This is a genomic window from uncultured Paracoccus sp. (genome assembly GCF_947487305.1).
GTDB lineage: Bacteria > Pseudomonadota > Alphaproteobacteria > Rhodobacterales > Rhodobacteraceae > Paracoccus.
In genome coordinates this window covers 33,978-53,221 of sequence record NZ_CANKWH010000006.1, presented here as the reverse complement: position 1 = coordinate 53,221, position 19,244 = coordinate 33,978, and the positions used below count along the sequence as shown (strand labels likewise).

Below are 19,244 nucleotides of genomic sequence, written 5' to 3'. Positions count from 1 at the left end.
ATGGGCCGCATCCTCTGCGCCGGGCTGGGGCCGGGCGATCCCGACCTGATCTCGGTCCGCGCCGACCGCGCCATCCGGTCTGCCCGCCACGTGGCCTATTTCCGCAAGGCTGGCCGCGCCGGTCAGGCCCGGCGCATTGTCGAGGGGATGCTGGCGGAGGGCGTCACCGAACATGCGATGGAATACCCGGTCACGACGGAACTTCCGTTCGACAGCCCCGATTACATCCGGCTGCTCGCGGATTTCTATGACGACTGGACCCTGCGGCTCGAAGCGCTGGCACAGGGCGGGGCCGAGGTGGTGGTCCTCTGCGAGGGCGATCCGTTCTTCTATGGCTCGTTCATGCATCTCTACACCCGTCTGAAGGACCGGGTGCCGGTCGAGGTGATCCCCGGCATTCCCGGCATGGTCGGCTGCTGGCACGCCAGCGGGTTGCCGGTGACATGGGGCGATGACGTGCTGTCGGTGCTGATGGGCACGCTGCCCGAGGCGGAGCTGGTCAGCCACATGCGCGGGGCCGATGCGCTGGCGATCATGAAGACCGGGCGCAACCTGCCCAAGGTGCGCCGCGCGCTGGAAGCCGCCGGGCGGCTGGACCAGGCCTGGCTGATCGAGCGCGGCACCATGCCGGGCCAGCGCATTGCCCGTCTGGCCGAGGTCGAGGCTGCCGATTGCCCCTATTTCGCCATCGTGCTGGTCCACGGGCAGGGCCGCCGCCCGGTCTCCGGGGCGCCGGAATGAGCGGCTGGCTGGCCGTCGCGGGGCTTGGTCCCGGCGATCCCTCGCTGGTGACGCCCGAGGTGACGGCGGCGCTGGCCGAGGCGAGCGATGTGGTGGGCTATATCCCCTATGTCGCCCGCATCGCCCCGCGCCCCGGCCTGACCCTGCATCCTTCCGACAACCGGGTGGAACTGGATCGCGCGCTGGCGGCGCTTGAGATGGCGGCAGAGGGGCGGCGGGTCGTGGTGGTCTCCTCGGGTGATCCGGGGGTCTTTGCCATGGCCTCGGCGCTGTTCGAAATGGTCGAGGCGCGGCCCGAATTTCACGCGCTCGACATCCGCATCCTGCCCGGCATCACTGCCATGCTGGCGGCGGCGGCGCGGGCCGGTGCGCCCCTGGGGCATGATTTCTGCGCCATCAACCTCTCGGACAATCTGAAACCCTTCGCCGAGGTCGAGCGCCGCCTGCGCCATGCCGCGCAGGGCGGCTTTGCCATGGCCTTCTACAACCCGCGCTCGTCCTCGCGCCCGCATCAATTCGCCCGCGTGCTCGAGATCCTGCGCGAGGAATGCGAGCCGTCGCGGCTCATCACCTTCGCCCGCGCGGTCTCGACGCCCGAGGAGGCGCTGGTCACGGTCACGCTGGCCGAGGCCGCGCCCGAGATGGCCGACATGCGCACCGTGGTCATTGTCGGCAACGCGGCGACGCGGCGGGTGGGGCGTTGGGTCTATACGCCGCGATCGGTCACCGGATGAGCCAGCCAGTCCATCACCTCGGTCACGGTGGCGGCGACGGGTCGCGGCGGCAAGGCGGGCCGGTCGATCAGAATGACCGGCAGGTTGCGCGCGCGGGCAGCCACCAGCTTGGCCTCGGCCCCGCTGCCGCCGGCATTCTTGGCGACCAGATGGGTGATGGCGTGATCCCGAAGCAGCGCCAGATCGCCGGCCTCGGTGAAGGGGCCGCGATCGAGGATCACGTGGGCGTCGGGCAGGGGCAGCGGCGCGGAAGGCGGATCGACGAGGCGCAGCAGGTAGTGGTGCTGCGGTTTCGGGCCGAAGGTTGCGATATTCTGCCGACCGATGGCCAGAAACACCCGCGAGGGCGTCTCCGGCAGCGCCGCGACGGCGGCATCCATGTCTGCCACGCGGGTCCAGTTGTCGCCGGGCCGCTCCGTCCAGCCCGGGCGTTCAAAGGCCATGAGCGGGAGGCCGGTGGCATCGGCCGCCGCCACGGCATTGCGGCTCATCTGCGCGGCAAAGGGATGGGTGGCGTCGATCAGGTGGGTGAAACCGCCCACGCGCAGGAAATCCGCCAGCCCCTCGGCCCCGCCGAACCCGCCCACGCGCAGGGGCAAGGGCTGCGCCCGCGGCGTCTCGGTGCGCCCGGCATAGGAGAAAAGCGCGGGAATACCGGCAGTCGCCAGCGCCCCGGCCAGCTGGCTCGCTTCGGTCGTTCCACCCAAGAGAAGGATGCGCGTCATGGCTGAGCCCTGGCTGTCGATCATCGGTCTGGGCGAAGATGGCCCGGCGGGGCTGACTGAAGCAAGCCGGGCCGCGCTGGCGGAGGCGGAAATCGTCTTCGGCGGGCCACGGCACCTGGCGCTGGTCGGTGCCGGCGCGCGCGGGCAGGAATGGCCGGTGCCGTTCTCGCTGGCCCCGGTGCTGGCGGCGCGGGGGCGCAGGGTGGCGGTGCTGGCCTCGGGCGATCCGTTCTGGCATGGCGCGGGCGGGTCGCTGATGGCCGAGCTTCACCCCGGCGAATGGCAATCCTTCCCGGTGCCGTCCAGTTTCGCGCTGGCGGCGAACCGGCTTGGCTGGCGGCTGGAGGAGGTGGCCTGCCACGGGCTGCATGCCGCGCCCTTCGAGCGCCTGCTGCGGCAGATGGGGCGCGGTCAGCGTCTGATCTGCACGCTGCGCGATGGCGCGGCGGCGGCGGATCTGGTGCAGTGGCTGGTGGCGCAGGGCGCGGGCGATGCCCGGCTCTGGTTGCTGGAACGGCTCGGAGGGCCGGGTGAGCGCATCCGCTGCACCACGGTGGGCGGGTTTGACCTGAGCGCGATCGAGGTGCCGGTGATTGCCGCCGTCGAGATCGCCACCCCCGCTGGCCTGCCGCTGACCCCCGGCCTGCCGGATGAGAGCTTCGCCCATGACGGGCAGATCACCAAGCAGCCCGTCCGGGCGCTGACCCTCTGCGCGCTCGCGCCGCGCAAGGGTGCGCTGCTCTGGGATCTCGGCGCGGGGTCGGGGTCGATCTCGGTCGAATGGTGCCTGCAGGGCGGGCGGGCGATGGCGGTCGAGGCGCGGGCGGATCGGGCCGCGACCATTGCCGAGAATATCGCCCGCTTCGGGTTGCAGGACCGGATGCAGGTCATCGCCGCGCGGATCGAGGGTGGCGCGCTGCCGGATGCCTTGCGCGATACCCGTCCCGATGCCGTCTTCATCGGCGGCGGCGCGGATGCGGCGCTGTTGCAGGTGCTGTTCGACACCCTGCCCGCCGGCACGCGGCTGGTGATGAACGCGGTGACGCTGGAGACCGAGGCGCTGGTGCTGGACGCACAGGCGCGGCACGGCGGCGCGCTGATGCGGATCGAGCTTGCGCGCGCAGCCCCCTTGGGCGGGATGCGCGGCTGGACCCCCGCGCGTCCGCTGGTGCAATGGAGCGTGGTCCTGTGATCGTCGCCGGGATCGGGCTGCGGGCCTCGGCCACGCTGGACGGCCTTCGCGCGGGCCTCGCGCTGATCGGCGGGATGCGGCTTTCGGCGCTTGCGACGGCGGAGGACAAGGCCGATCACCCTGCTTTGCGGATGCTCGCCGGTGAACTCGACCTGCCGCTGATCGCGGTGCCGCTGGCGGCGCTGCGGCGCCAGACCTGCGCGACAACGACCCCTAACCAACCCGACCGCTATGGCACCGGCTCGGTCGCCGAAGCCGCGGCGCTGGCAGCCTGCGGAACAGGCGCAAGGCTGGTCCGGGCCAGACAGATCGCGCCGGGTGGCTTTGCCACCGTGGCGCTTGCAGAAGGAACCGACCCATGACCGTTCACTTCATCGGCGCGGGGCCGGGGGCGGCCGACCTCATCACCCTGCGCGGGCGCGACCTGATCGCGTCTTGCCCGGTCTGCCTCTATGCCGGTTCGCTGGTGCCCGAGGCGCTCTTGGCCCATTGCCCGCCCGGCGCGCGGATCGTGAACACCGCGCCCTTGAGCCTCGACGCCATCATCGACGAGATCGCGGCGGCCCATGCGGCGGGGCAGGACGTGGCGCGGCTGCATTCGGGCGACCTGTCGATCTGGTCGGCCATGGGCGAGCAATTGCGCCGGCTGCGCGCGCTGAACATCCCCTATGACGTGACCCCCGGCGTGCCCGCCTTTGCCGCCGCCGCCGCAGCGCTCGGGGCGGAACTGACCCTGCCCGGCGTGGCGCAATCGCTGGTCCTGACCCGCACCTCGGGCCGCGCCTCGGCCATGCCCGAGGGGGAGACGCTGGAAAACTTTGCCCGCACCGGGGCGACGCTGGCCGTTCACCTGTCGGTGCATGTGCTGGCCGAGGTGCAGGACCGTCTGACTCCGCATTACGGCCCGGATTGCCCGGTCGCCGTGGTGTTCCGCGCCAGCTGGCCCGACCAGCGCCTCTACCGTGCCACGTTGGCGACGCTGGATCCGGCCATTGGCGAGGGCGAGCGCACCGCGCTGATCCTCGTCGGCCCGGCGCTCGGGGCCGAGGATTTCGACGAAAGCCGCCTCTATGCCGGCGACTATGACCGCCGTTACCGCCCCGTCGGCACCAACCCGCGCTTTCCGGAGGCGCCATGACCGCGCCCGGCCTGATGATCGCCGCCCCCGCCTCGGGCACCGGCAAGACCACCGTGGCGCTTGGGCTTCTGGCCGCCTTCCGGGCGCAGGGCCTCAGCGTGCATCCGTTCAAGAGCGGGCCGGATTACATCGATCCGGCCTTTCATGCCGTGGCGGCGGGCCAGCCCTCGATGAACCTCGACAGCTGGGCCATGTCGCCCGGCCGCATCGCCATGCTGGCGCGCGGGGCCGAGGGGGCCGATCTGGTGCTGGCCGAGGGGTCGATGGGCCTGTTCGACGGGGTGGCGAAACCGGGCGAGACCGGCAGCGGGGCCAGTTCCGATCTGGCGGCGCTGTCGGGTTGGCCGGTCATCCTGGTTCTCGATGTCTCGGGACAGGCGCAATCGGCGGCGGCGGCGGCGGCGGGTTTCGCGCGGTTCCGCAAGGATGTGCGGATCGGCGGGGTGATCCTGAACCGCGTCGCCTCGCCCCGGCACGAGGCGCTGACCCGCGCCGGCATGGAAGAGGCCGGGTTGACGGTGCTGGGCGCACTGCCGCGCCGGCCCGATGTGGAACTGCCCGAGCGGCATCTGGGGCTGGTTCAGGCCGAGGAATTGCCTCGACTGAACGCCATTCTCGAGGATCTGGCGGGCTTCATCGCCCAGCATTGCGATCTGGCGGCGATCCGGGCGCTGGCGGTGCACGGCGCGTTTTCGGGCGCGGATGCCGCCCCCGTCCCGCCACCGGGCGAGCGCATCGCGCTGGCGCGGGATCAGGCGTTTTCCTTCATCTATCCGCATCTTCTGGCGGACTGGCGGGCTGGCGGGGCAACCATCCTGCCCTTCTCGCCCTTGGCGGACGAGGCGCCCGATCCCTCGGCCACGGTCTGCTGGCTGCCGGGCGGCTATCCCGAGCTTCATGCCGGACGCCTGGCGGCGGCCGAGACCTTCCGTGCCGGGCTGACCCGCTTTGCCCAAAGCCGGCCGGTGCATGGCGAATGCGGCGGTTACATGACACTTGGCGCCGGGCTGGTCGCGGCTGATGGCACGCGGCACCGGATGGCGGGGCTGTTGGGGCTGGAGACCAGCTATGCCAAGCGCCGGATGCATCTGGGCTATCGCCTTGCCGCGCGGGCGGCGCGGCCCTTGCCGGGGCTGGCGGACGCGGCGGGCCTGCGCGGGCACGAATTCCACTATGCCACCATCCTCGATCAGCCCGACGCGCCGCTGGCCGAGGTGCGCGATGCCAATGGCGATCTTGTGCCCGAGACCGGGTCGTTCCGCGACAGCGCCGGCGGCGGTCGGGTCAGCGGCACGTTCTTTCACCTGATCGCGCCAGCCAGCGCGGCGGCGGCGTGACCTTCTGCCGCGCAATCACCTGAAAGGGAACCGGGAATCCGCCTTGACCCGCAGCGCGCCCCGGCGCAGAAAGATCGGACGAGGTGTCCCGGACCGCAAGGAACGGGGCTGAAACGGGAATGGGGAAGGGCGTCCCAGCAAGCGACGCCTGTGCCTCAGCCGCCCCCGCGACTGTAAGCGGAGAGCGGCCATCCGATTGCCACTGGTCCCTTTGGGCCGGGAAGGCGGGTGGTCGCCATGATCCGCGAGCCAGGAGACCGGCCTCGACGCAATGAAACCCATAGGTCGTCGGGTGTGACGACAAGGAGACAGACATGCATATCGAACCCGGCATCGTTCACGGTGCCAAGATCGTCCTCAGCTATGCCACCGCCGCCGGAGCTGCGGCGACCGGGCTGTTCATGCTGGGCCAATCGACCCGGCAGAGCGGCCTCGCCTCGGTGGCGCTGCGCAGCGTGATCGCCACGGTCGCCACCTTCGGCTTCTTCCAGGTGCTGCCGCATTACCCGGTCGGGGTCAGCGAGGTGCATCTGATTCTCGGCTCGACCCTGTTTCTGATCCTCGGCGCCGGTCCGGCTGCACTGGGTCTGGCCATGGGCCTCTTGCTGCAGGGCCTGTTCTTCGCCCCCTTCGATCTGCCGCAATACGGCATGAACGTGACCACGCTCTTGGTGCCGCTCTTCGCCGTCGCGGTTCTGGCACAGCGGATCATCCCGGCTGGCACGGCCTATGTCGATCTGCGCTATGCCGATGTGCTGAAACTCTCCTTCGCCTACCAGGGCGGCGTGGTGGCATGGGTCGGCTTCTGGGCCTTCTACGGTCAGGGCGCCTCGGCGCTGGCCGGGATCGGCATGTTCGGCGCGGCCTATATCACCGTCGTGCTGATCGAGCCGCTGGTCGATCTGGCCATCCTCGCTGGTGCCAAGGCGCTGGCCGGGCGGATGCCCGCCTCGCTCGTCACGCCGCGGCTGTTCGCTTCGGCCTGATCCGGGCTTCGACGAAATCAGGGGCGCGGGCCTGCGGGACCGCGCCCTTTATCATGACGCGCAGGCAACCCATGATCCAGCTTTCCCTCATTGGCATCGGCACCGGCAATCCTGACCACCTGACCGGCGAGGGGGTGAAGGCGATGAACGCGGCCGATCTGATCCTTGTGCCGCTGAAGGGCGAGGACAAGGCCGATCTCGCCGGTCTGAGGCTGGCGATCTGCCGCGATGCGCTGACCAATCCGGCAACCCGGGTCGAGACCTTTGACCTGCCCGCGCGCGATCCGGCGACCCCCGATTATCTCGCGCGGGTGCAGGACTGGCATGACGCCATTGCCGGGGTCTGGGAGGATCGCATCCGCGCGCATCTGGACGCGGGTGGGGGGCCGCGCGTAGCCCTGCTGGTCTGGGGCGATCCCTCGCTTTACGACAGCACCCTGCGCATTGCCGGGCAGGTGGGCCGCCGCCTGCCGCTGACCTTGCGCGTCATCCCCGGCATCACCGCCATCCAGGCGCTCTGCGCCGCCCATGCCATCCCGCTGAACGATCTCGGCGCGCCCGTCACCATCACCACCGGGCGACAGTTGCGCGCGGGCGGTTGGCCCGACGGGGCGTCAACCATCGTCGTCATGCTGGATGCGGGCGGTGCCTTCGAGGCGCTGGACCCGGCGGGCCTGACCATCTGGTGGGGCGCCTATGTCGGCATGGTTGAGCAGCTTTTGATCGCCGGGCCGCTCTCCGAGGTCGCGGCGCAGATCGTCACCATCCGGGCCGAGGCGCGGGCGCGGCATGGCTGGATCATGGACATCTACCTGATCCGGCGCGGCTGAGCACAACCCGGACGCGAGGCTGGTCACATGGCTGTCACCTGACTAGGGTCAAAGGGGTCAATGTCACGAGAACGGGAGAATCGTCATGGCCTCGAACCGCGCGCAGAAGGGCAATGCAGCAGCCGACCGGGGAGGGCCGTCGCTGATCCTCGGCAACCAGCGGGGCAACCTGCTTGAAGGTGGCGCGGGCAAGGACATGATCCTTGGACTGGGCGGCGATGACACCATCCGCGGCGGCGGCGGCGATGACCGCATCCTTGGCGGGGGCGGAACGGATACGGCGGTTTATGCGGGCGGGGTCGATGATTACGCGATCAGCCGGCTTGGCGGCATCACCCGGGTCGAGGCGCTGTCGGGCAACGACGGCAGCGACTGGCTGCAATCGGTCGAGGCGCTCTATTTCGAAGGCGACGACTACACGCTGCATCTCGATGGCCGGAACAATGCCGTGCTGGCCGGGGATGATGCCGTTTCGGCAGACGAGGACGGGGTGAGCCTCTTCGACACCGCCGATCTTCTGGCCAATGACCGCGAGTTTGACGGTGACGCGCTGACCATCACCGGGGTGTCCGCTGCGGCCTCGGGCGCAGTTATGACGCTGGAGGGCGGCCAGATCAGCTATGACCCCGGCACCCGTTTCGACCATCTGGCCGAGGGCGAGACGGCCACCGACAGCTTTACCTATACCGTCGATGACGGGAAGGGCGGCACCGATACGGCGACGGTCACTGTCACCATCACCGGCCAGAATGACGCGCCCACGCTGACCGCCACCACCAGCGTCACCGTGGCGGAAAACCAGACCGCCGTGCCTGCCGGCCTTTCGGCCACCGACCCCGACAGCAGCGACCTGAGCTATGCGATCAGCGGCGGGGCCGATGCGGCGCTGTTCCAGATCGATCCCGAAACTGGAGAACTGAGCTTCATCACCGCGCCGGATTACGAAAATCCGGGCGATGCGGGCGGCGACAATGTCTATGACGTGACCGTCAGCGTGACCGATGGCGACGGCGCCAGCGACAGAGCAGATATATCGGTGACGGTCGAGGACGTGACCGAGACGCCGCCGATCGTCGCCCGGATCAACGAATTTCACTATGACAATGCCGGCGCCGATGCGGGGGAGTTCATCGAGGTCCGCGTGAACGCGGGCGATGATGCCTCGGGTCTTTCGGTCGAGCTTTACAATGGAAGCAATGGCGGGGTCTACGGCACGCTGTCGATTGCCGATGCGACGATGACCAGCGACGGGACGCATGATTTCTATGTCTGGAACCTGCCCGCGAACGGGTTGCAGAATGGCGCGCCGGACGGGATGGCGCTGGTGAATGACGGCCAGGTGGTCGAGTTCCTGAGTTACGAGGGCGAGATGACCGCCACTGGCGGCGCGGCCAATGGCTTGACCTCGACCGATATCGGCGTCTTGGAGGCCAGCGATACGCCCCTCGGCCAATCCTTGCAGCGGAACGCGGATGGCAGCTGGCGCGCGCCGGAAACGGCAACCGCAGGCGCCAGCAATGACGCCGCTGAACCTGAATTCGCGGCGCGGATCAACGAATTCCACTATGACAATGCCGGCACCGATACCGGCGAGTTCGTCGAGGTCCGGGTGACGGCGGGCGGCGATGCCTCGGGTCTGTCGGTGGAACTCTATAACGGCGGCAATGGCTCGGTTTACGGCACGCTGTCGATCGCCGATGCCACCATGACCAGCGACGGCACCCATGATTTCTATGTCTGGGACTTGCCGGCCAACGGGCTGCAGAACGGCGCGCCGGACGGGTTGGCGCTGGTGAACGGTGGCGAGGTGATTGAATTCCTCAGCTATGAGGGTCAGATGACCGCCACCGGCGGCACGGCGGCGGGGATGACCTCCAGCGATATCGGCGTGGCGGAAACCGGCGGCGATGCGCCGGGCCTGTCGCTGCAACGCGATGCGGACGGCAACTGGGCCGCGCCCGCCGACGCGACCAAGGGCGCGGCCAATCGGGGCGATGGCGGCGGCGGCGAGACCGCGACGCCGCAGCTGATTTCCTTCATTCAGGGGTCAACCGATGCCTCGACGCTGATCGGCCAGCGGGTCGAGGTGACGGCGGTGGTCGTCCATATCGCGGCGAACGGTTTCTATCTGCAGGAGGAAGACGCCGATGCCGATCTCGACGCGCTGACCTCGGAGGGCATTTTCGTCTTCACCGGCGGCGGCGAGGCCGTGGCGCTTGGCGATCTGGTGCAGCTTGATGGCACCGTCACCGAATTCGGCGGGCTGACCGAGCTGACCGCCGTCACGGATGTGATGATCATGTCCAGCGGCAACGAGCTGCCCACGGCGGCGACGGTCGAGCTGTCGCCCGAGGGCTTCAACTATGAATCGGTCGAGGGGATGCGGGTCTCGGTCATCAGCGGCACCGACGCGCCGCTGACGGTGATCGAGAATTTCGATTTCGACCGCTATGGCGAGATCGTGGTGGGCGCAGGCGTGCAATACCAGCCGACGCAGATCTTTGACGCGCAGACCGAGGCCGCCGAGGTCGCGGCGCTGGCCGAGGCCAATGCCCAGAACCGGCTGATCATCGATGACGGCATCAGCACGCAGAACCCCGACGCCTTCGAATACATCCCGAACACCACGCCGGGCGACAATGGCAACGGTTATCTCGATGCGGGCGATGAGTTCGGCGCGGGCGGCGCGACGCTGCGCCTTGGCACCCAGTTCACCGGCCCGATCGAGGGGGTGATGACCGAGCAGTTCGGCGATCACGCGCTGATCCCGACCGGGCAATTGCCGATCGACGAGGCCACCAATTCCGGCGCGCGGCAGGAGGTGCCCGAGGATGTGGGTGGCGAGCTGCAGGTGGCTTCGATCAACGTGTTGAACTATTTCACCACGCTCTCGGGCGGCACCGGCCCGGATGGCACGCTGTCGCCGCGCGGGGCGACGACCGAGGCCGATCTGGCCCGGCAGACGGAAAAACTGGTTTCGGTCATGACCGGCACCGGGGCCGAAGTCTTTGCCCTGCAAGAGATCGAGAATGGCGGCTTTGGCGAAGGTTCGGCCATCGACGCGCTGGTCGATGCGCTGAATGCCGAGGCTACGGCCACCGGCTCGGGCGCGGTCTATGCCTATGTCGATCCGACCGGGACCGGCGGCTTTGTCGGTGAGGATGCGATCATGACTGGCATCGTCTATGACAGCGCCGCGCTGACGCTGGTTCATACCGATTACATCGAGTTCGACGAGAGCACGGCGGCGACCACCTATCAGCTGGCCAAGGTTCTGGATGACGCGCTGCCGCAATCGACCTATCTGGGCGATTTCCAGCGCAACCGCCCCTCGGTCGCGGCGACCTTCGAGGATGCGGAAGGGAACCAGTTCACCGTGGTTTCGTCGCATTTCAAGTCCAAGGGCGACAGCGGGCTGGTTGCGCTCTCCAATGCCGCGCAGGCCTATCTCGACGCCAATGGTGCGGCGGCGGGCTTTACCCAGGCCGATATCGACGCGCTGCGCGCCGATGCGAATTTCGATCAGGGCGACGGTCAGGGCTTCTGGAACGGCGTCCGGGCCGAGGCGGCGGTGCAACTGGCCGACTGGCTGGGCACGGAATATGCCGGTGGCGGGGTCAGTGACTATCTGCTGATGGGCGACATGAACGCCTATGCGCAGGAGGACCCGGTGCAGGCGCTGCGCGAGGCCGGGCTGGTCGATCTGATCGACCAGTTCATCGGGCAGGATCAGGCCTATAGCTATGTCTTTGACGGCCAGCGCGGCACGCTGGATCAGGGGCTGGCCTCGGCGGGTCTGGCGGACAACGTGACCGGGGCGACCGAATGGCATGTGAATGCCGATGAGCCGGACCTCTTGGGCTACAGCTCGCAGTTCAAGGATCCGGGCTTCTACAATGACGGGCCCTTCGCCGCCTCGGACCACGATCCGCTGATCGTCGGGCTGACACTGGACGATCCGCTGGTGGCGTAAGTCGGTTCAGACCGGGGAGTTAGCCGAAGCGCGCGAACCCCCGGCTCACCAGACGGCTGACCAGTGCGTGAAAGCCAAGCGCGATCAGCGTGACGAGGGCCAGCGCGGCAAAGGCCAGATCGGTGCGCATCCGGCCATTGGCATGGATCATCACCGCGCCCAGGCCCTCGGAGCCGCCGACCCATTCGCCGATGACCGCGCCGATGGGGGCATAGACCGCCGCCAGCGTCAGCCCGCTGCCCAGCATCGGCAGGGCCATGGGGATGCGGATATGCGCCATCTCGCGCCAAGGGCTCGCCCCCATCGTCCGCGCCAGATCGAGACAGGCGGGCGAGCTGCGCATCAGCCCGTCCAGGAAGGCCGAGGCGACCGGGAAGAAGCAGATCAGCGCCACCACGGTGATCTTCGGCGCCATGCCGAACCCCAGCCACAGCGTCAGGATCGGCGCCAGCGCGAAGATCGGGATCACCTGCGACAAGAGCAGCACCGGGCGCAGCACAGCGGCGAGCCGGGGAAAGCTGGCCATCAGCACGGCGAGGATCGCGCCGGTGCCGGCCCCGAGCGCGAAACCCGCGAGGATCTCGGTCAGGCTGGTCAGCGCGCCCTGCGCCAGCACCTCTCGATGGGTGACGATGGCCGACGCGACCGCCCCCGGCCCGGGCAAGAGGAAGGGCGGCAGGCCGGTGAGAAGGACCAGTGCCTGCCAGCCCGCCAGCAGGCCCAGCCCGACAGCCAGGGGCGTCAGCATCTGCCGCGCGCTCATGCGGCGGCCCCGGCGATCAGGCGCGACATCAGTGCGCCCTGACAGCGCAGAAGTTCGGGATGTGACGGTGCGCGCGGGACGGGAAGCGCAGGGGTTTCCACCGCGCTGAGGCCCGCCTCGGTCAGCACATGGATGCGGTCGGCCAGACGCGCGGCCTCGGCCGGGTCATGCGTGACCAGCAGCACGGTGCGGCCCCGCAGCAACTCGGCCGCGAGGTCCTGCATCTCGAGCCGCAGCCGCACATCCAGCGCCGAGAAGGGTTCGTCCAGCAGCACCACCGGGCGATCCTCCATCAGCGTCCGCGCCAGCGCCACCCGCTGTCGCTGGCCGCCCGACAGTTCCACCGTGCGCTTCCCGGCATGGGCCGCCAGCCCGGCGCGGTCGAGAATGGCGTCGAGCCGCGCGGCATCGGCGGCATCGCCGCGCAGCCGCGCACCAAGCGCCGCGTTCTGGCGCACGGTCAGCCAGCCGAGCAGCCCCGGATCCTGCGCCATCAGCGCGACGGGCTGGCGGAACTGCACCAGGCCCCGGAACTCTCCGCCGATCGGCAGGCCGGCGATCAGCCTGAGCAGCGTCGACTTGCCCACCCCGGAATCGCCCAGAAGCGCCGTCCATTGCCCCGGCTCGAGTCGCAGGCGGATTGGCGGGAAAAGCGCCCGGCCCGACATGACGACCTGCCCCGACAGGATCACCGGCGCAGTCCTGTTTGGTGCGCTCATGCCCGGCCCAAGCCCCAGAAGCCGACCTCGAGCCGGGTGGCGGTGGCAAAGCGATGGGACAGCTGCTGCCAGCGCGGCAGTTTTTCCGGCGCCGGCCCCAGCCGATCCGCCACCGCCTTGTCGATCATCGTGCCGCGCGCGTGGCACATCGCCTGATAATCGACGCCGCCATAGGTCTCGATCCAGTCGCGATAGGGGGTGTCGCCAGCCTCGACCATCAGCCGCGCGCCGATCTCGCCATAGCCCAAGACACAGGGCGCGAGCGCGGCCAGCAGGTCGAGGAAATCGCCGGAATAGCCGGTCTCCAGCACATAGCGGGTATAGGCAAGGTTTTCCGGTGCCTCCTCGGTCGCCAGCAGATCGGCCTTGCTGATCCCCGCCGCTGCGCAGATCGCCACATGCAGCGCCATCTCGCCGTGCAAAAGGTTTTGCACGGTGGCGGCTGCCGCCTGCATCTCCTCCAGCGTGCCGGCCTTGACCACCGCAAGCGACCAGGCGCGCGAGAAGTGGATCAGGAACAGGTAATCCTGCCGCAGGTAAGTCAGGAAGGCGGCGCGGGGCAGGCTGCCATCCTTCAGCCCCTCGACGAAGGCATGGCGGGTATAGGCGGACCAGTGGTCGGCGCAATCCACCCGCCAGAGGGCAAAGCTGCGGCCGTAATCCGGGGCGCTCATTCCGCCGCCCCCGGGTCCAGCGCCAGTTTCGACACCGGCAGGGTCGCGTCGATCATCCCGGCGTCGAGCAGGAATTTCTCGAACCTCGCATAACGACCATGATCCAGCGCCGCCGGGCTATGGGCGAAACGCGGCAGGGTGTCCTTCCACGCTTGGGTGTTCAGCTCGTCGGAAAGATCGGGACCAGAGGCGGCGAAGGTCGCAAACGCCTCGTCGGGGTGGTTCAGCATGTATTCGGTGCCGCGCTCGATGGCGGCGAGGAAGCGGGTGATGCGGTCGCGATCAAGGCTGTCGGCATTGGCGACGAAGATCAGCTCGTCATAGCTGGGCAGCCCGGCCTCTTCGGGGAAGAAGCAGCGGCCATTGCCGCCCGCCAGCCGCATCTGGGTCAGTTCGAAATTGCGGAAAGCCCCGATCACCGCATCGACCTGGCCCGTCATCAGCGAGGGCGTCAGCGACCAGTTCACATTGACCATCTCGACATCGTCCGCCGTCAGACCGGCGCTTTGCAGCATGGCCGCCGTCGTGGCGCTTTCCACGCCCGAGACCGAATAGCCGATCTTCCGGCCCTTCAGATCGGCGAGGCTCTGGACCGGCCCATCGGCATCGACCATCAGGCAGTTGAGCGGCGTGGCAACCAGCGTGCCGACGCGCACCAGCGGCAGCCCCTCATGCACCTGCAGATGCAGCTGCGGCTGATAGCTGACCGCCAGATCGGCCTTGCCCGCCGCCACCAGCTTCGGCGGCTCGCTGGGGTCGGCGGGGGCGACGATCTCGACCGCCAGCCCCTCATCGGCGAAGAAGCCCTTTTCCTGCGCCAGAATGATCGGGGCGTGGTCGGGATTCACGAACCAGTCGAGCAGCAGGGTCATCTTGTCCTCGGCCAGGGCCGGCGTGGCGAGGGTCAGGCCGGCCAGCGCGGCGAGAAGGCGGGTGGGGATCATCTTGGGTCTCCGGTGGAATGGGGTGCAGGATCGGCCAGAAGGGCGATCTCGCCCGGCCAGACCGCGCGCAGCCGGTCGGCGGCGCGCCAGGCGCGCAGGCCCGAGCGGCAGGTGAAAACGGCGCGCTGGCCGGGGGTGGGGATCGGGCCGGCGGGGCCGAAATCCTCGACCGACTGGCGGCGGGCATGGGGGGCGACGGGCTGTGGCGCTTCGGTGGGGTCGCGCAGCTCGATCAGGAAATCACCGGGGCGCAGCGCCGAGGCGGCGATGAAGGGGTGCGGCGCGGCTTCGGGTTCGGGGGCGGCGTCGAAGCGGAAGGAGGAGGTGCGAAACCCCGCCATGTCAAAGCGCAGCAACTGCCCCAGCGGCGAGGGTTGCAGCCCCAGCACCACGGCCAGCGCCATCTGCGCCTGAACCGCCCCCAGCATCCCAACCACCGGACCCAGCACCCCGGCGCTGGCGCAGGTGGCAAGGCTGTCGGGCAAGTCGGGAAAGACCGCGCGCAGCGAGGGGGCGGTATCGCAGAAGCCGCCGACATAGCCGGAAAGCCCTAGCGCCGAAGCGGAGATCAGCGGTTTTCGCAGTGCAAGGCAGAGGTCCGACAGTGTGTAGCTTGCGGCGAAACTGTCGGCGCAATCGAGGACCAGATCGGCACCGGCCACCAGTTCCGGGGCATTTTCCGGAGTCAGCCACGCGACCAGCGGCGTGACCGCAACCCCGGGGTTCAGCGCGCGGGCGAAGCCGGCGGCGGCCTCGGCCTTGGGCTGGCCGAGGCTAGGGCCATAGATCGGCTGGCGGTGCAGGTTCGTCGCCTCGACCCGGTCGGGATCGATCAGCGTGATCCGCCCGATGCCCGCGCCGACCAGATATTGCAGCGCCGGAACGCCAAGGCCCCCCGCGCCGACCACCAGCAGATGCGCCGCGCCGATCCGCGCCTGACCCTCGGCGCCGATTTCGGGCAGGATCAGCTGGCGGGCATAGCGGTTCATGCCGTCGCCCGCAGCCAGTCGCGCACCCGTGCCTCGGGGTCGGGGTTCAGGGTGATGTCGGTCACGGCTGACACGACATCCGCACCGGCGGCAAAGGCCAGTGGTGCGCGGTCGAGGTTCAGCCCGCCAATGGCGATCAGGGGAATGCCGCCGATCCGCGCCTTCCACTCGGTCAGCTTTTCAACGCCCTGCTGGTGCCATTTCATCTTCTTGAGGATGGTGGGCCAGACCGGGCCGAGGGCGATGTAATCGGGCACCAGCGCGAGCGCGCGGACCAGTTCCGCCTCGTCATGGGTCGAGACGCCCAGCCTGATGCCCGCCGCGCGGATGGCGGACAGGTCGGCGCCGTCCAGATCTTCCTGCCCAAGGTGGATCCAGTCGCAGCCCTCGTCGATGGCGAGCTGCCAATGGTCGTTCACCACCAGCAGCGCCCCCGCCGCGCGGCAGAGCGCCTGAGCCCGGCGGATCTCGGCGCGGGTCTCGGCGTCAGGCCGGTCCTTCACGCGCAGCTGCACCAGCCTCACGCCAAGCGGCAACATCCGCCCGATCCAGTCGGCGGTTTCAAAAATCGGGTAGAAGCGGGGCAGGGTCATGCGAGGAAGGCCTTTCCGAGAACGGGGGTGGATGGCGCGGCCATGTCGCGCGGCTCCATCGGGTCGGCCTCAAAGGCCGCGCGCCCGGCCTCGACCGCCAGCGCCATCGCCCGCGCCATGCTGACCGGATCGCCCGCCTTGGCGACGGCAGTGTTCAGAAGCACCGCGTCGAACCCCATCTCCATCGCCCCCGCCGCATGGGAGGGCAGGCCGATCCCGGCATCCACGACCACCGGCACATCGGGAAAATGCGCGCGCAGGCTGCGCAGCCCATAGGGATTGTTCAGCCCCAGACCCGAGCCGATCGGCGCGCCCCAGGGCATCAGCACCTGACAGCCGACCTCGAGCAGCCGACCGCACACGGTCAGATCCTCGGTGCAATAGGGAAAGACCTCGAACCCCTCGCTGGTCAGGATGCGCGCGGCGTCGACCAGCCCGAAGACATCGGGTTGCAACGTGTCGGCATGGCCGATGACCTCGAGCTTGATCCAGCTTGTGTCAAAGAGTTCCCGCGCCATCTGGGCGGTGGTGACGGCCTCCTTGACCGTGTGGCAGCCGGCGGTGTTGGGCAGGATGCGGGTGCCAAGTCCGGCGATCATGTCCCAGAAGACCTGCCCGCCGCCGGCCTCGCGGCGCAGGCTGACCGTGGCGATGCCCGCCTGCGAGACGCGGAAGGCTTCGGCGAGGATCGCAGGCGAGGGGTATTGCGCCGTGCCCAGCATCAGCGCGCTGTCGACTTGGGTGCCATAGAAGACCGGCATGGCTCAGCCCCCCTGCATCGGTGCGACGACCTCGATCCGGTCGCCCTCGGCGATTGGCGTGGCGGCGCGCAGGGCGGCAGGGACGAAATCGCCATTGCGGGCGGTGGCGACCTTGGCACCAAAGCCGCCTTCGGCCAGCAGGTCCGACAAAGTGGCGGCTTCGGTCGCCAGCACCTCGCCGTTGAGGGTGATCATCATGCAAAAACCTCGTCCATGAATTCGGGGATGATGCCGCGCTCCAGATGATCCGCCGCCATGGCGGCGACGGCAGGGGCCAGCAGGAAGCCATGGCGGTAAAGCCCGTTGGCATAGAGCGTTGACCCGACACGCCGCAGCCGCGGCAGGTTGTCGGGAAAGGCCGGGCGGGCATCGGCGCCGGTTTCCAACAGCTCGGCCTCGCCAAAAGCCGGCAGCAGCGCATAGGCGGCTGAGAGCAGTTCCAGAACCGAGCGCGCCGTCACCACCCCGCGCCGGTCGCTTTCGATCATCGTCGCGCCCAGCATGAAGACGCCATCACCGCGCGGCACGATGTAGAGCGGGATGCGCGGATGCAGCAGCCGGATCGGGCGGTTCAGGGTCACGTCAGGGCAGCGCAGCACCAGCATCTCGCCGCGCACCCCGCGCAGGTCGGGCAGGGCATCGCGGGCGGCAAGGCCACGGGCGTCGATCAGCTGATCTGGTTTGCCGGCGGTCGGCGCGCGGTGGATCGCCACGCCCTTGGCCTCGAGCCGGCGGCGCAGTTCCGTCAGCGCCGCGCGGGGCGACAGATGCGCCTCGGTCTCGTAGAACAGGCCCGAGGTGAAGCGCCCGGCGAGATCGGGTTCCAGCGCGGCGATGGCGTCACTGTTCAGCATCCGGTGGCCACGACTGCGGCGGGCGAAGCGGGCAAGCTCGCCCCGGTCGCGGTTCAGCGCGAGGACCAGCGTGCCCTGACGGCTGACGCCGCCGGTCTGTCGCTGCCACCAGTCGATGGCGGTCAGGCCATGCCGCTCGACCGGCTCCTCGGCGGATTCGCCCTCGCAATAGGGGGCGAGCATGCCGCCGGCCCACCAGGAACAGCCATGCGGGCCGGGGGCGGGTTCGGGATCGACCAGTTCGACACTGTGGCCACGTGCGGTCAATTCAGTGGCCAGCGTCAGGCCCATCACACCGACGCCGAGAATGCGGATCATGCGCCATCCCCCCAGAGCGCGTGGAAATGATGCACCGGCCCATGTCCCGATCCGATGCACAGCCGGTCGGCGGCGGCGATGGCGCCCTGCAGATAGGCATGGGCGCGGGCCACCGCCTCGGGCACCGTGAGACCCTGCGCCAGCCCGGCGGCGATGGCGGCAGAGAGGGTGCAGCCGGTGCCGTGGGTGTTCTTCGTGGCGATGCGCGGGGCGGTCAGGTGACGGATCTCAGGCCCAAGCAGCAGGTCGGTGCAGACATTCCCCGCGTCATGGCCGCCCTTCATCAGCACCCAGTCCGGCCCCAGCGCCAAGAGCGCGCGGCCCTGCACCTCGCGCGCGCTCAGGTCGGCGGCGGGTTCTGCACCGAGCAGCTCGCCCGTTTCCGGCAGGTTCGGGGTCAGCACGGTCGCCAGCGGCAGCAGCTCGCCCCGCAGCGACGCGATCGCTTCGGCGGCCAGCAGCCTGTCGCCGGATTTCGCCACCATCACCGGATCAAGCACTACCGGCAGGCCGCGCCCGGCAAGCCCCTCGGCCACGGCGCGGATCACCAGGGGATCGCCCAGCATCCCGATCTTCACCGCCTTCACCGGCAGATCGTCGAAGACGGCATCCATCTGCGCCCGGATCATCGCGGGCGACAGCGTCTCGGCGGCGGTGACGGCGCGGGTGTTCTGCGCTGTGATGGCGGTCAGCACGCTGGCGCCATAGGCACCAAGCGCGGAAAATGTTTTCAGATCGGCCTGAATCCCCGCACCGCCGCCGCTGTCCGAGCCTGCGATGGTCAAAGCTATATCCGTCACGTCGCCCCCCTTTCGACCGACGGATGGATTGGGGGAAAGACTGGCGCAGGGACGTGATCGCCCGGCATCGTCAAGCTACCCGTTCCCTCCGCCGGTATTAACCGGATCAGGTTCGATGGGTCGGCATTCGCCTCTCAGCCCCGGTCAAGCGGGGCACCCCAACGAGTAAGTGC

Annotated in this window: 20 protein-coding genes and 2 riboswitches; of the genes, 9 read left to right on the top strand and 11 right to left on the bottom strand. The window is 69.1% G+C overall.

From position 1 onward, the window contains the following. Together Q1A36_RS09130 and cobJ are read left to right on the top strand one after the other, a co-directional pair. Complete coding sequence (locus tag Q1A36_RS09130; protein WP_299842474.1) at positions 1-741, top strand: precorrin-2 C(20)-methyltransferase; 741 nt, start codon at positions 1-3, stop codon at positions 739-741. Beyond that, a complete protein-coding gene (gene cobJ / locus Q1A36_RS09125) occupies positions 738-1,475 on the top strand; it encodes a precorrin-3B C(17)-methyltransferase (RefSeq protein WP_299842471.1) in 738 nt (245 codons plus the stop codon). The genes Q1A36_RS09130 and cobJ overlap by 4 nt, the downstream gene beginning before the upstream one ends. Here cobJ and Q1A36_RS09120 read toward each other — a convergent pair. Then, on the bottom strand, positions 1,448-2,200 hold the full coding sequence (locus tag Q1A36_RS09120; RefSeq protein WP_299842468.1) for a cobalt-precorrin-6A reductase: 753 nt from the start codon (positions 2,198-2,200) through the stop codon (positions 1,448-1,450). The genes cobJ and Q1A36_RS09120 overlap by 28 nt on opposite strands. Here Q1A36_RS09120 and cbiE point away from each other — a divergent pair. The 7 genes from cbiE (at position 2,199) to Q1A36_RS09085 (ending at position 11,656) form a co-directional block, all read left to right on the top strand. Next, positions 2,199-3,392: a precorrin-6y C5,15-methyltransferase (decarboxylating) subunit CbiE gene (gene cbiE, locus Q1A36_RS09115; protein WP_299842465.1), complete on the top strand. Its 1,194-nt coding sequence runs from the start codon at positions 2,199-2,201 to the stop codon at positions 3,390-3,392. The genes Q1A36_RS09120 and cbiE overlap by 2 nt on opposite strands. Continuing rightward, positions 3,374-3,754 (top strand): cobalamin biosynthesis protein, encoded by a 381-nt coding sequence (locus tag Q1A36_RS09110; protein ID WP_299842462.1) that lies wholly within the window; start codon positions 3,374-3,376, stop codon positions 3,752-3,754. The genes cbiE and Q1A36_RS09110 overlap by 19 nt, the downstream gene beginning before the upstream one ends. Further along, the gene (cobM, locus tag Q1A36_RS09105) at positions 3,751-4,530 is read left to right on the top strand and encodes a precorrin-4 C(11)-methyltransferase (protein WP_299842459.1); all 780 of its coding nucleotides are present in this window, start codon (positions 3,751-3,753) and stop codon (positions 4,528-4,530) included. Before Q1A36_RS09110 ends, cobM begins: the two co-directional genes overlap by 4 nt. After that, positions 4,527-5,867, top strand: a complete 1,341-nt coding sequence (locus Q1A36_RS09100) for a cobyrinate a,c-diamide synthase (protein WP_299842456.1) — start codon at positions 4,527-4,529, stop codon at positions 5,865-5,867. The genes cobM and Q1A36_RS09100 overlap by 4 nt, the downstream gene beginning before the upstream one ends. A 64-nt stretch (positions 5,868-5,931) precedes the next feature. Further along, positions 5,932-6,148: riboswitch (cobalamin riboswitch) on the top strand. Between the two features lie 33 nt (positions 6,149-6,181). After that, positions 6,182-6,853, top strand: coding sequence for an energy-coupling factor ABC transporter permease (locus Q1A36_RS09095; protein ID WP_299842454.1), 672 nt, complete (start codon positions 6,182-6,184; stop codon positions 6,851-6,853). Positions 6,854-6,924: 71 nt separating this feature from the next. Next, positions 6,925-7,683, top strand: a complete 759-nt coding sequence (gene cobF, locus Q1A36_RS09090) for a precorrin-6A synthase (deacetylating) (RefSeq protein WP_299842451.1) — start codon at positions 6,925-6,927, stop codon at positions 7,681-7,683. 85 nt (positions 7,684-7,768) lie between these two features. Further along, positions 7,769-11,656, top strand: a complete 3,888-nt coding sequence (locus tag Q1A36_RS09085; RefSeq protein WP_299842448.1) for an ExeM/NucH family extracellular endonuclease — start codon at positions 7,769-7,771, stop codon at positions 11,654-11,656. 19 nt (positions 11,657-11,675) lie between these two features. Here Q1A36_RS09085 and Q1A36_RS09080 read toward each other — a convergent pair whose 3' ends face one another. From Q1A36_RS09080 to thiD, 10 genes are read right to left on the bottom strand one after another with little or no spacing between them, the layout of a single operon-like run. After that, positions 11,676-12,404 carry an ABC transporter permease gene (locus tag Q1A36_RS09080; RefSeq protein WP_299842445.1) on the bottom strand — a complete coding sequence of 243 codons (729 nt, stop codon included), beginning with the start codon at positions 12,402-12,404 and terminating at the stop codon, positions 11,676-11,678. A gap of 11 nt (positions 12,405-12,415) precedes the next feature. Next, positions 12,416-13,138: an ATP-binding cassette domain-containing protein gene (locus Q1A36_RS09075; protein ID WP_299842441.1), complete on the bottom strand. Its 723-nt coding sequence runs from the start codon at positions 13,136-13,138 to the stop codon at positions 12,416-12,418. After that, positions 13,135-13,812 carry a TenA family protein gene (locus Q1A36_RS09070; protein ID WP_299842438.1) on the bottom strand — a complete coding sequence of 226 codons (678 nt, stop codon included), beginning with the start codon at positions 13,810-13,812 and terminating at the stop codon, positions 13,135-13,137. Before Q1A36_RS09070 ends, Q1A36_RS09075 begins: the two co-directional genes overlap by 4 nt. Continuing rightward, positions 13,809-14,756, bottom strand: a complete 948-nt coding sequence (locus Q1A36_RS09065) for an ABC transporter substrate-binding protein (RefSeq protein ID WP_299842435.1) — start codon at positions 14,754-14,756, stop codon at positions 13,809-13,811. The genes Q1A36_RS09070 and Q1A36_RS09065 overlap by 4 nt, the downstream gene beginning before the upstream one ends. Then, complete coding sequence (locus Q1A36_RS09060; protein ID WP_299842432.1) at positions 14,753-15,745, bottom strand: HesA/MoeB/ThiF family protein; 993 nt, start codon at positions 15,743-15,745, stop codon at positions 14,753-14,755. The genes Q1A36_RS09065 and Q1A36_RS09060 overlap by 4 nt, the downstream gene beginning before the upstream one ends. Continuing rightward, complete coding sequence (locus Q1A36_RS09055) at positions 15,742-16,338, bottom strand: thiamine phosphate synthase (protein ID WP_299842429.1); 597 nt, start codon at positions 16,336-16,338, stop codon at positions 15,742-15,744. The genes Q1A36_RS09060 and Q1A36_RS09055 overlap by 4 nt, the downstream gene beginning before the upstream one ends. Continuing rightward, complete coding sequence (locus Q1A36_RS09050) at positions 16,335-17,099, bottom strand: thiazole synthase (RefSeq protein WP_299842426.1); 765 nt, start codon at positions 17,097-17,099, stop codon at positions 16,335-16,337. Before Q1A36_RS09050 ends, Q1A36_RS09055 begins: the two co-directional genes overlap by 4 nt. A 3-nt stretch (positions 17,100-17,102) precedes the next feature. Further along, entirely contained in the window at positions 17,103-17,297 is a 195-nt protein-coding gene (gene thiS, locus Q1A36_RS09045; protein ID WP_299842423.1) for a sulfur carrier protein ThiS, read from the bottom strand. Beyond that, positions 17,294-18,271, bottom strand: a complete 978-nt coding sequence (gene thiO / locus Q1A36_RS09040; RefSeq protein WP_299842420.1) for a glycine oxidase ThiO — start codon at positions 18,269-18,271, stop codon at positions 17,294-17,296. Before thiO ends, thiS begins: the two co-directional genes overlap by 4 nt. Beyond that, entirely contained in the window at positions 18,268-19,071 is an 804-nt protein-coding gene (gene thiD / locus Q1A36_RS09035) for a bifunctional hydroxymethylpyrimidine kinase/phosphomethylpyrimidine kinase (protein WP_299842417.1), read from the bottom strand. The genes thiO and thiD overlap by 4 nt, the downstream gene beginning before the upstream one ends. A gap of 66 nt (positions 19,072-19,137) precedes the next feature. Continuing rightward, positions 19,138-19,242: riboswitch (TPP riboswitch) on the bottom strand. Positions 19,243-19,244 lie beyond the last annotated feature (2 nt).

What these genes read in the sequence shown, in the direction of transcription:
- cobJ (WP_299842471.1), top strand. Translation starts at nt 738, where the DNA reads ATGAGCGGCTGGCTGGCCGTCGCGGGGCTTGGTCCCGGCGATCCCTCG.
- Q1A36_RS09050 (WP_299842426.1), bottom strand. Translation starts at nt 17,099, where the DNA reads ATGCCGGTCTTCTATGGCACCCAAGTCGACAGCGCGCTGATGCTGGGC.
- Q1A36_RS09080 (WP_299842445.1), bottom strand. Translation starts at nt 12,404, where the DNA reads ATGCTGACGCCCCTGGCTGTCGGGCTGGGCCTGCTGGCGGGCTGGCAG.
- thiS (WP_299842423.1), bottom strand. Translation starts at nt 17,297, where the DNA reads ATGATGATCACCCTCAACGGCGAGGTGCTGGCGACCGAAGCCGCCACT.
- Q1A36_RS09055 (WP_299842429.1), bottom strand. Translation starts at nt 16,338, where the DNA reads ATGACCCTGCCCCGCTTCTACCCGATTTTTGAAACCGCCGACTGGATC.
- Q1A36_RS09065 (WP_299842435.1), bottom strand. Translation starts at nt 14,756, where the DNA reads ATGATCCCCACCCGCCTTCTCGCCGCGCTGGCCGGCCTGACCCTCGCC.
- Q1A36_RS09110 (WP_299842462.1), top strand. Translation starts at nt 3,374, where the DNA reads ATGGAGCGTGGTCCTGTGATCGTCGCCGGGATCGGGCTGCGGGCCTCG.
- Q1A36_RS09060 (WP_299842432.1), bottom strand. Translation starts at nt 15,745, where the DNA reads ATGAACCGCTATGCCCGCCAGCTGATCCTGCCCGAAATCGGCGCCGAG.
- Q1A36_RS09100 (WP_299842456.1), top strand. Translation starts at nt 4,527, where the DNA reads ATGACCGCGCCCGGCCTGATGATCGCCGCCCCCGCCTCGGGCACCGGC.
- cbiE (WP_299842465.1), top strand. Translation starts at nt 2,199, where the DNA reads ATGGCTGAGCCCTGGCTGTCGATCATCGGTCTGGGCGAAGATGGCCCG.
- thiO (WP_299842420.1), bottom strand. Translation starts at nt 18,271, where the DNA reads ATGATCCGCATTCTCGGCGTCGGTGTGATGGGCCTGACGCTGGCCACT.
- Q1A36_RS09085 (WP_299842448.1), top strand. Translation starts at nt 7,769, where the DNA reads ATGGCCTCGAACCGCGCGCAGAAGGGCAATGCAGCAGCCGACCGGGGA.
- Q1A36_RS09130 (WP_299842474.1), top strand. Translation starts at nt 1, where the DNA reads ATGGGCCGCATCCTCTGCGCCGGGCTGGGGCCGGGCGATCCCGACCTG.
- Q1A36_RS09075 (WP_299842441.1), bottom strand. Translation starts at nt 13,138, where the DNA reads ATGAGCGCACCAAACAGGACTGCGCCGGTGATCCTGTCGGGGCAGGTC.
- cobM (WP_299842459.1), top strand. Translation starts at nt 3,751, where the DNA reads ATGACCGTTCACTTCATCGGCGCGGGGCCGGGGGCGGCCGACCTCATC.
- Q1A36_RS09095 (WP_299842454.1), top strand. Translation starts at nt 6,182, where the DNA reads ATGCATATCGAACCCGGCATCGTTCACGGTGCCAAGATCGTCCTCAGC.
- Q1A36_RS09120 (WP_299842468.1), bottom strand. Translation starts at nt 2,200, where the DNA reads ATGACGCGCATCCTTCTCTTGGGTGGAACGACCGAAGCGAGCCAGCTG.
- Q1A36_RS09070 (WP_299842438.1), bottom strand. Translation starts at nt 13,812, where the DNA reads ATGAGCGCCCCGGATTACGGCCGCAGCTTTGCCCTCTGGCGGGTGGAT.
- cobF (WP_299842451.1), top strand. Translation starts at nt 6,925, where the DNA reads ATGATCCAGCTTTCCCTCATTGGCATCGGCACCGGCAATCCTGACCAC.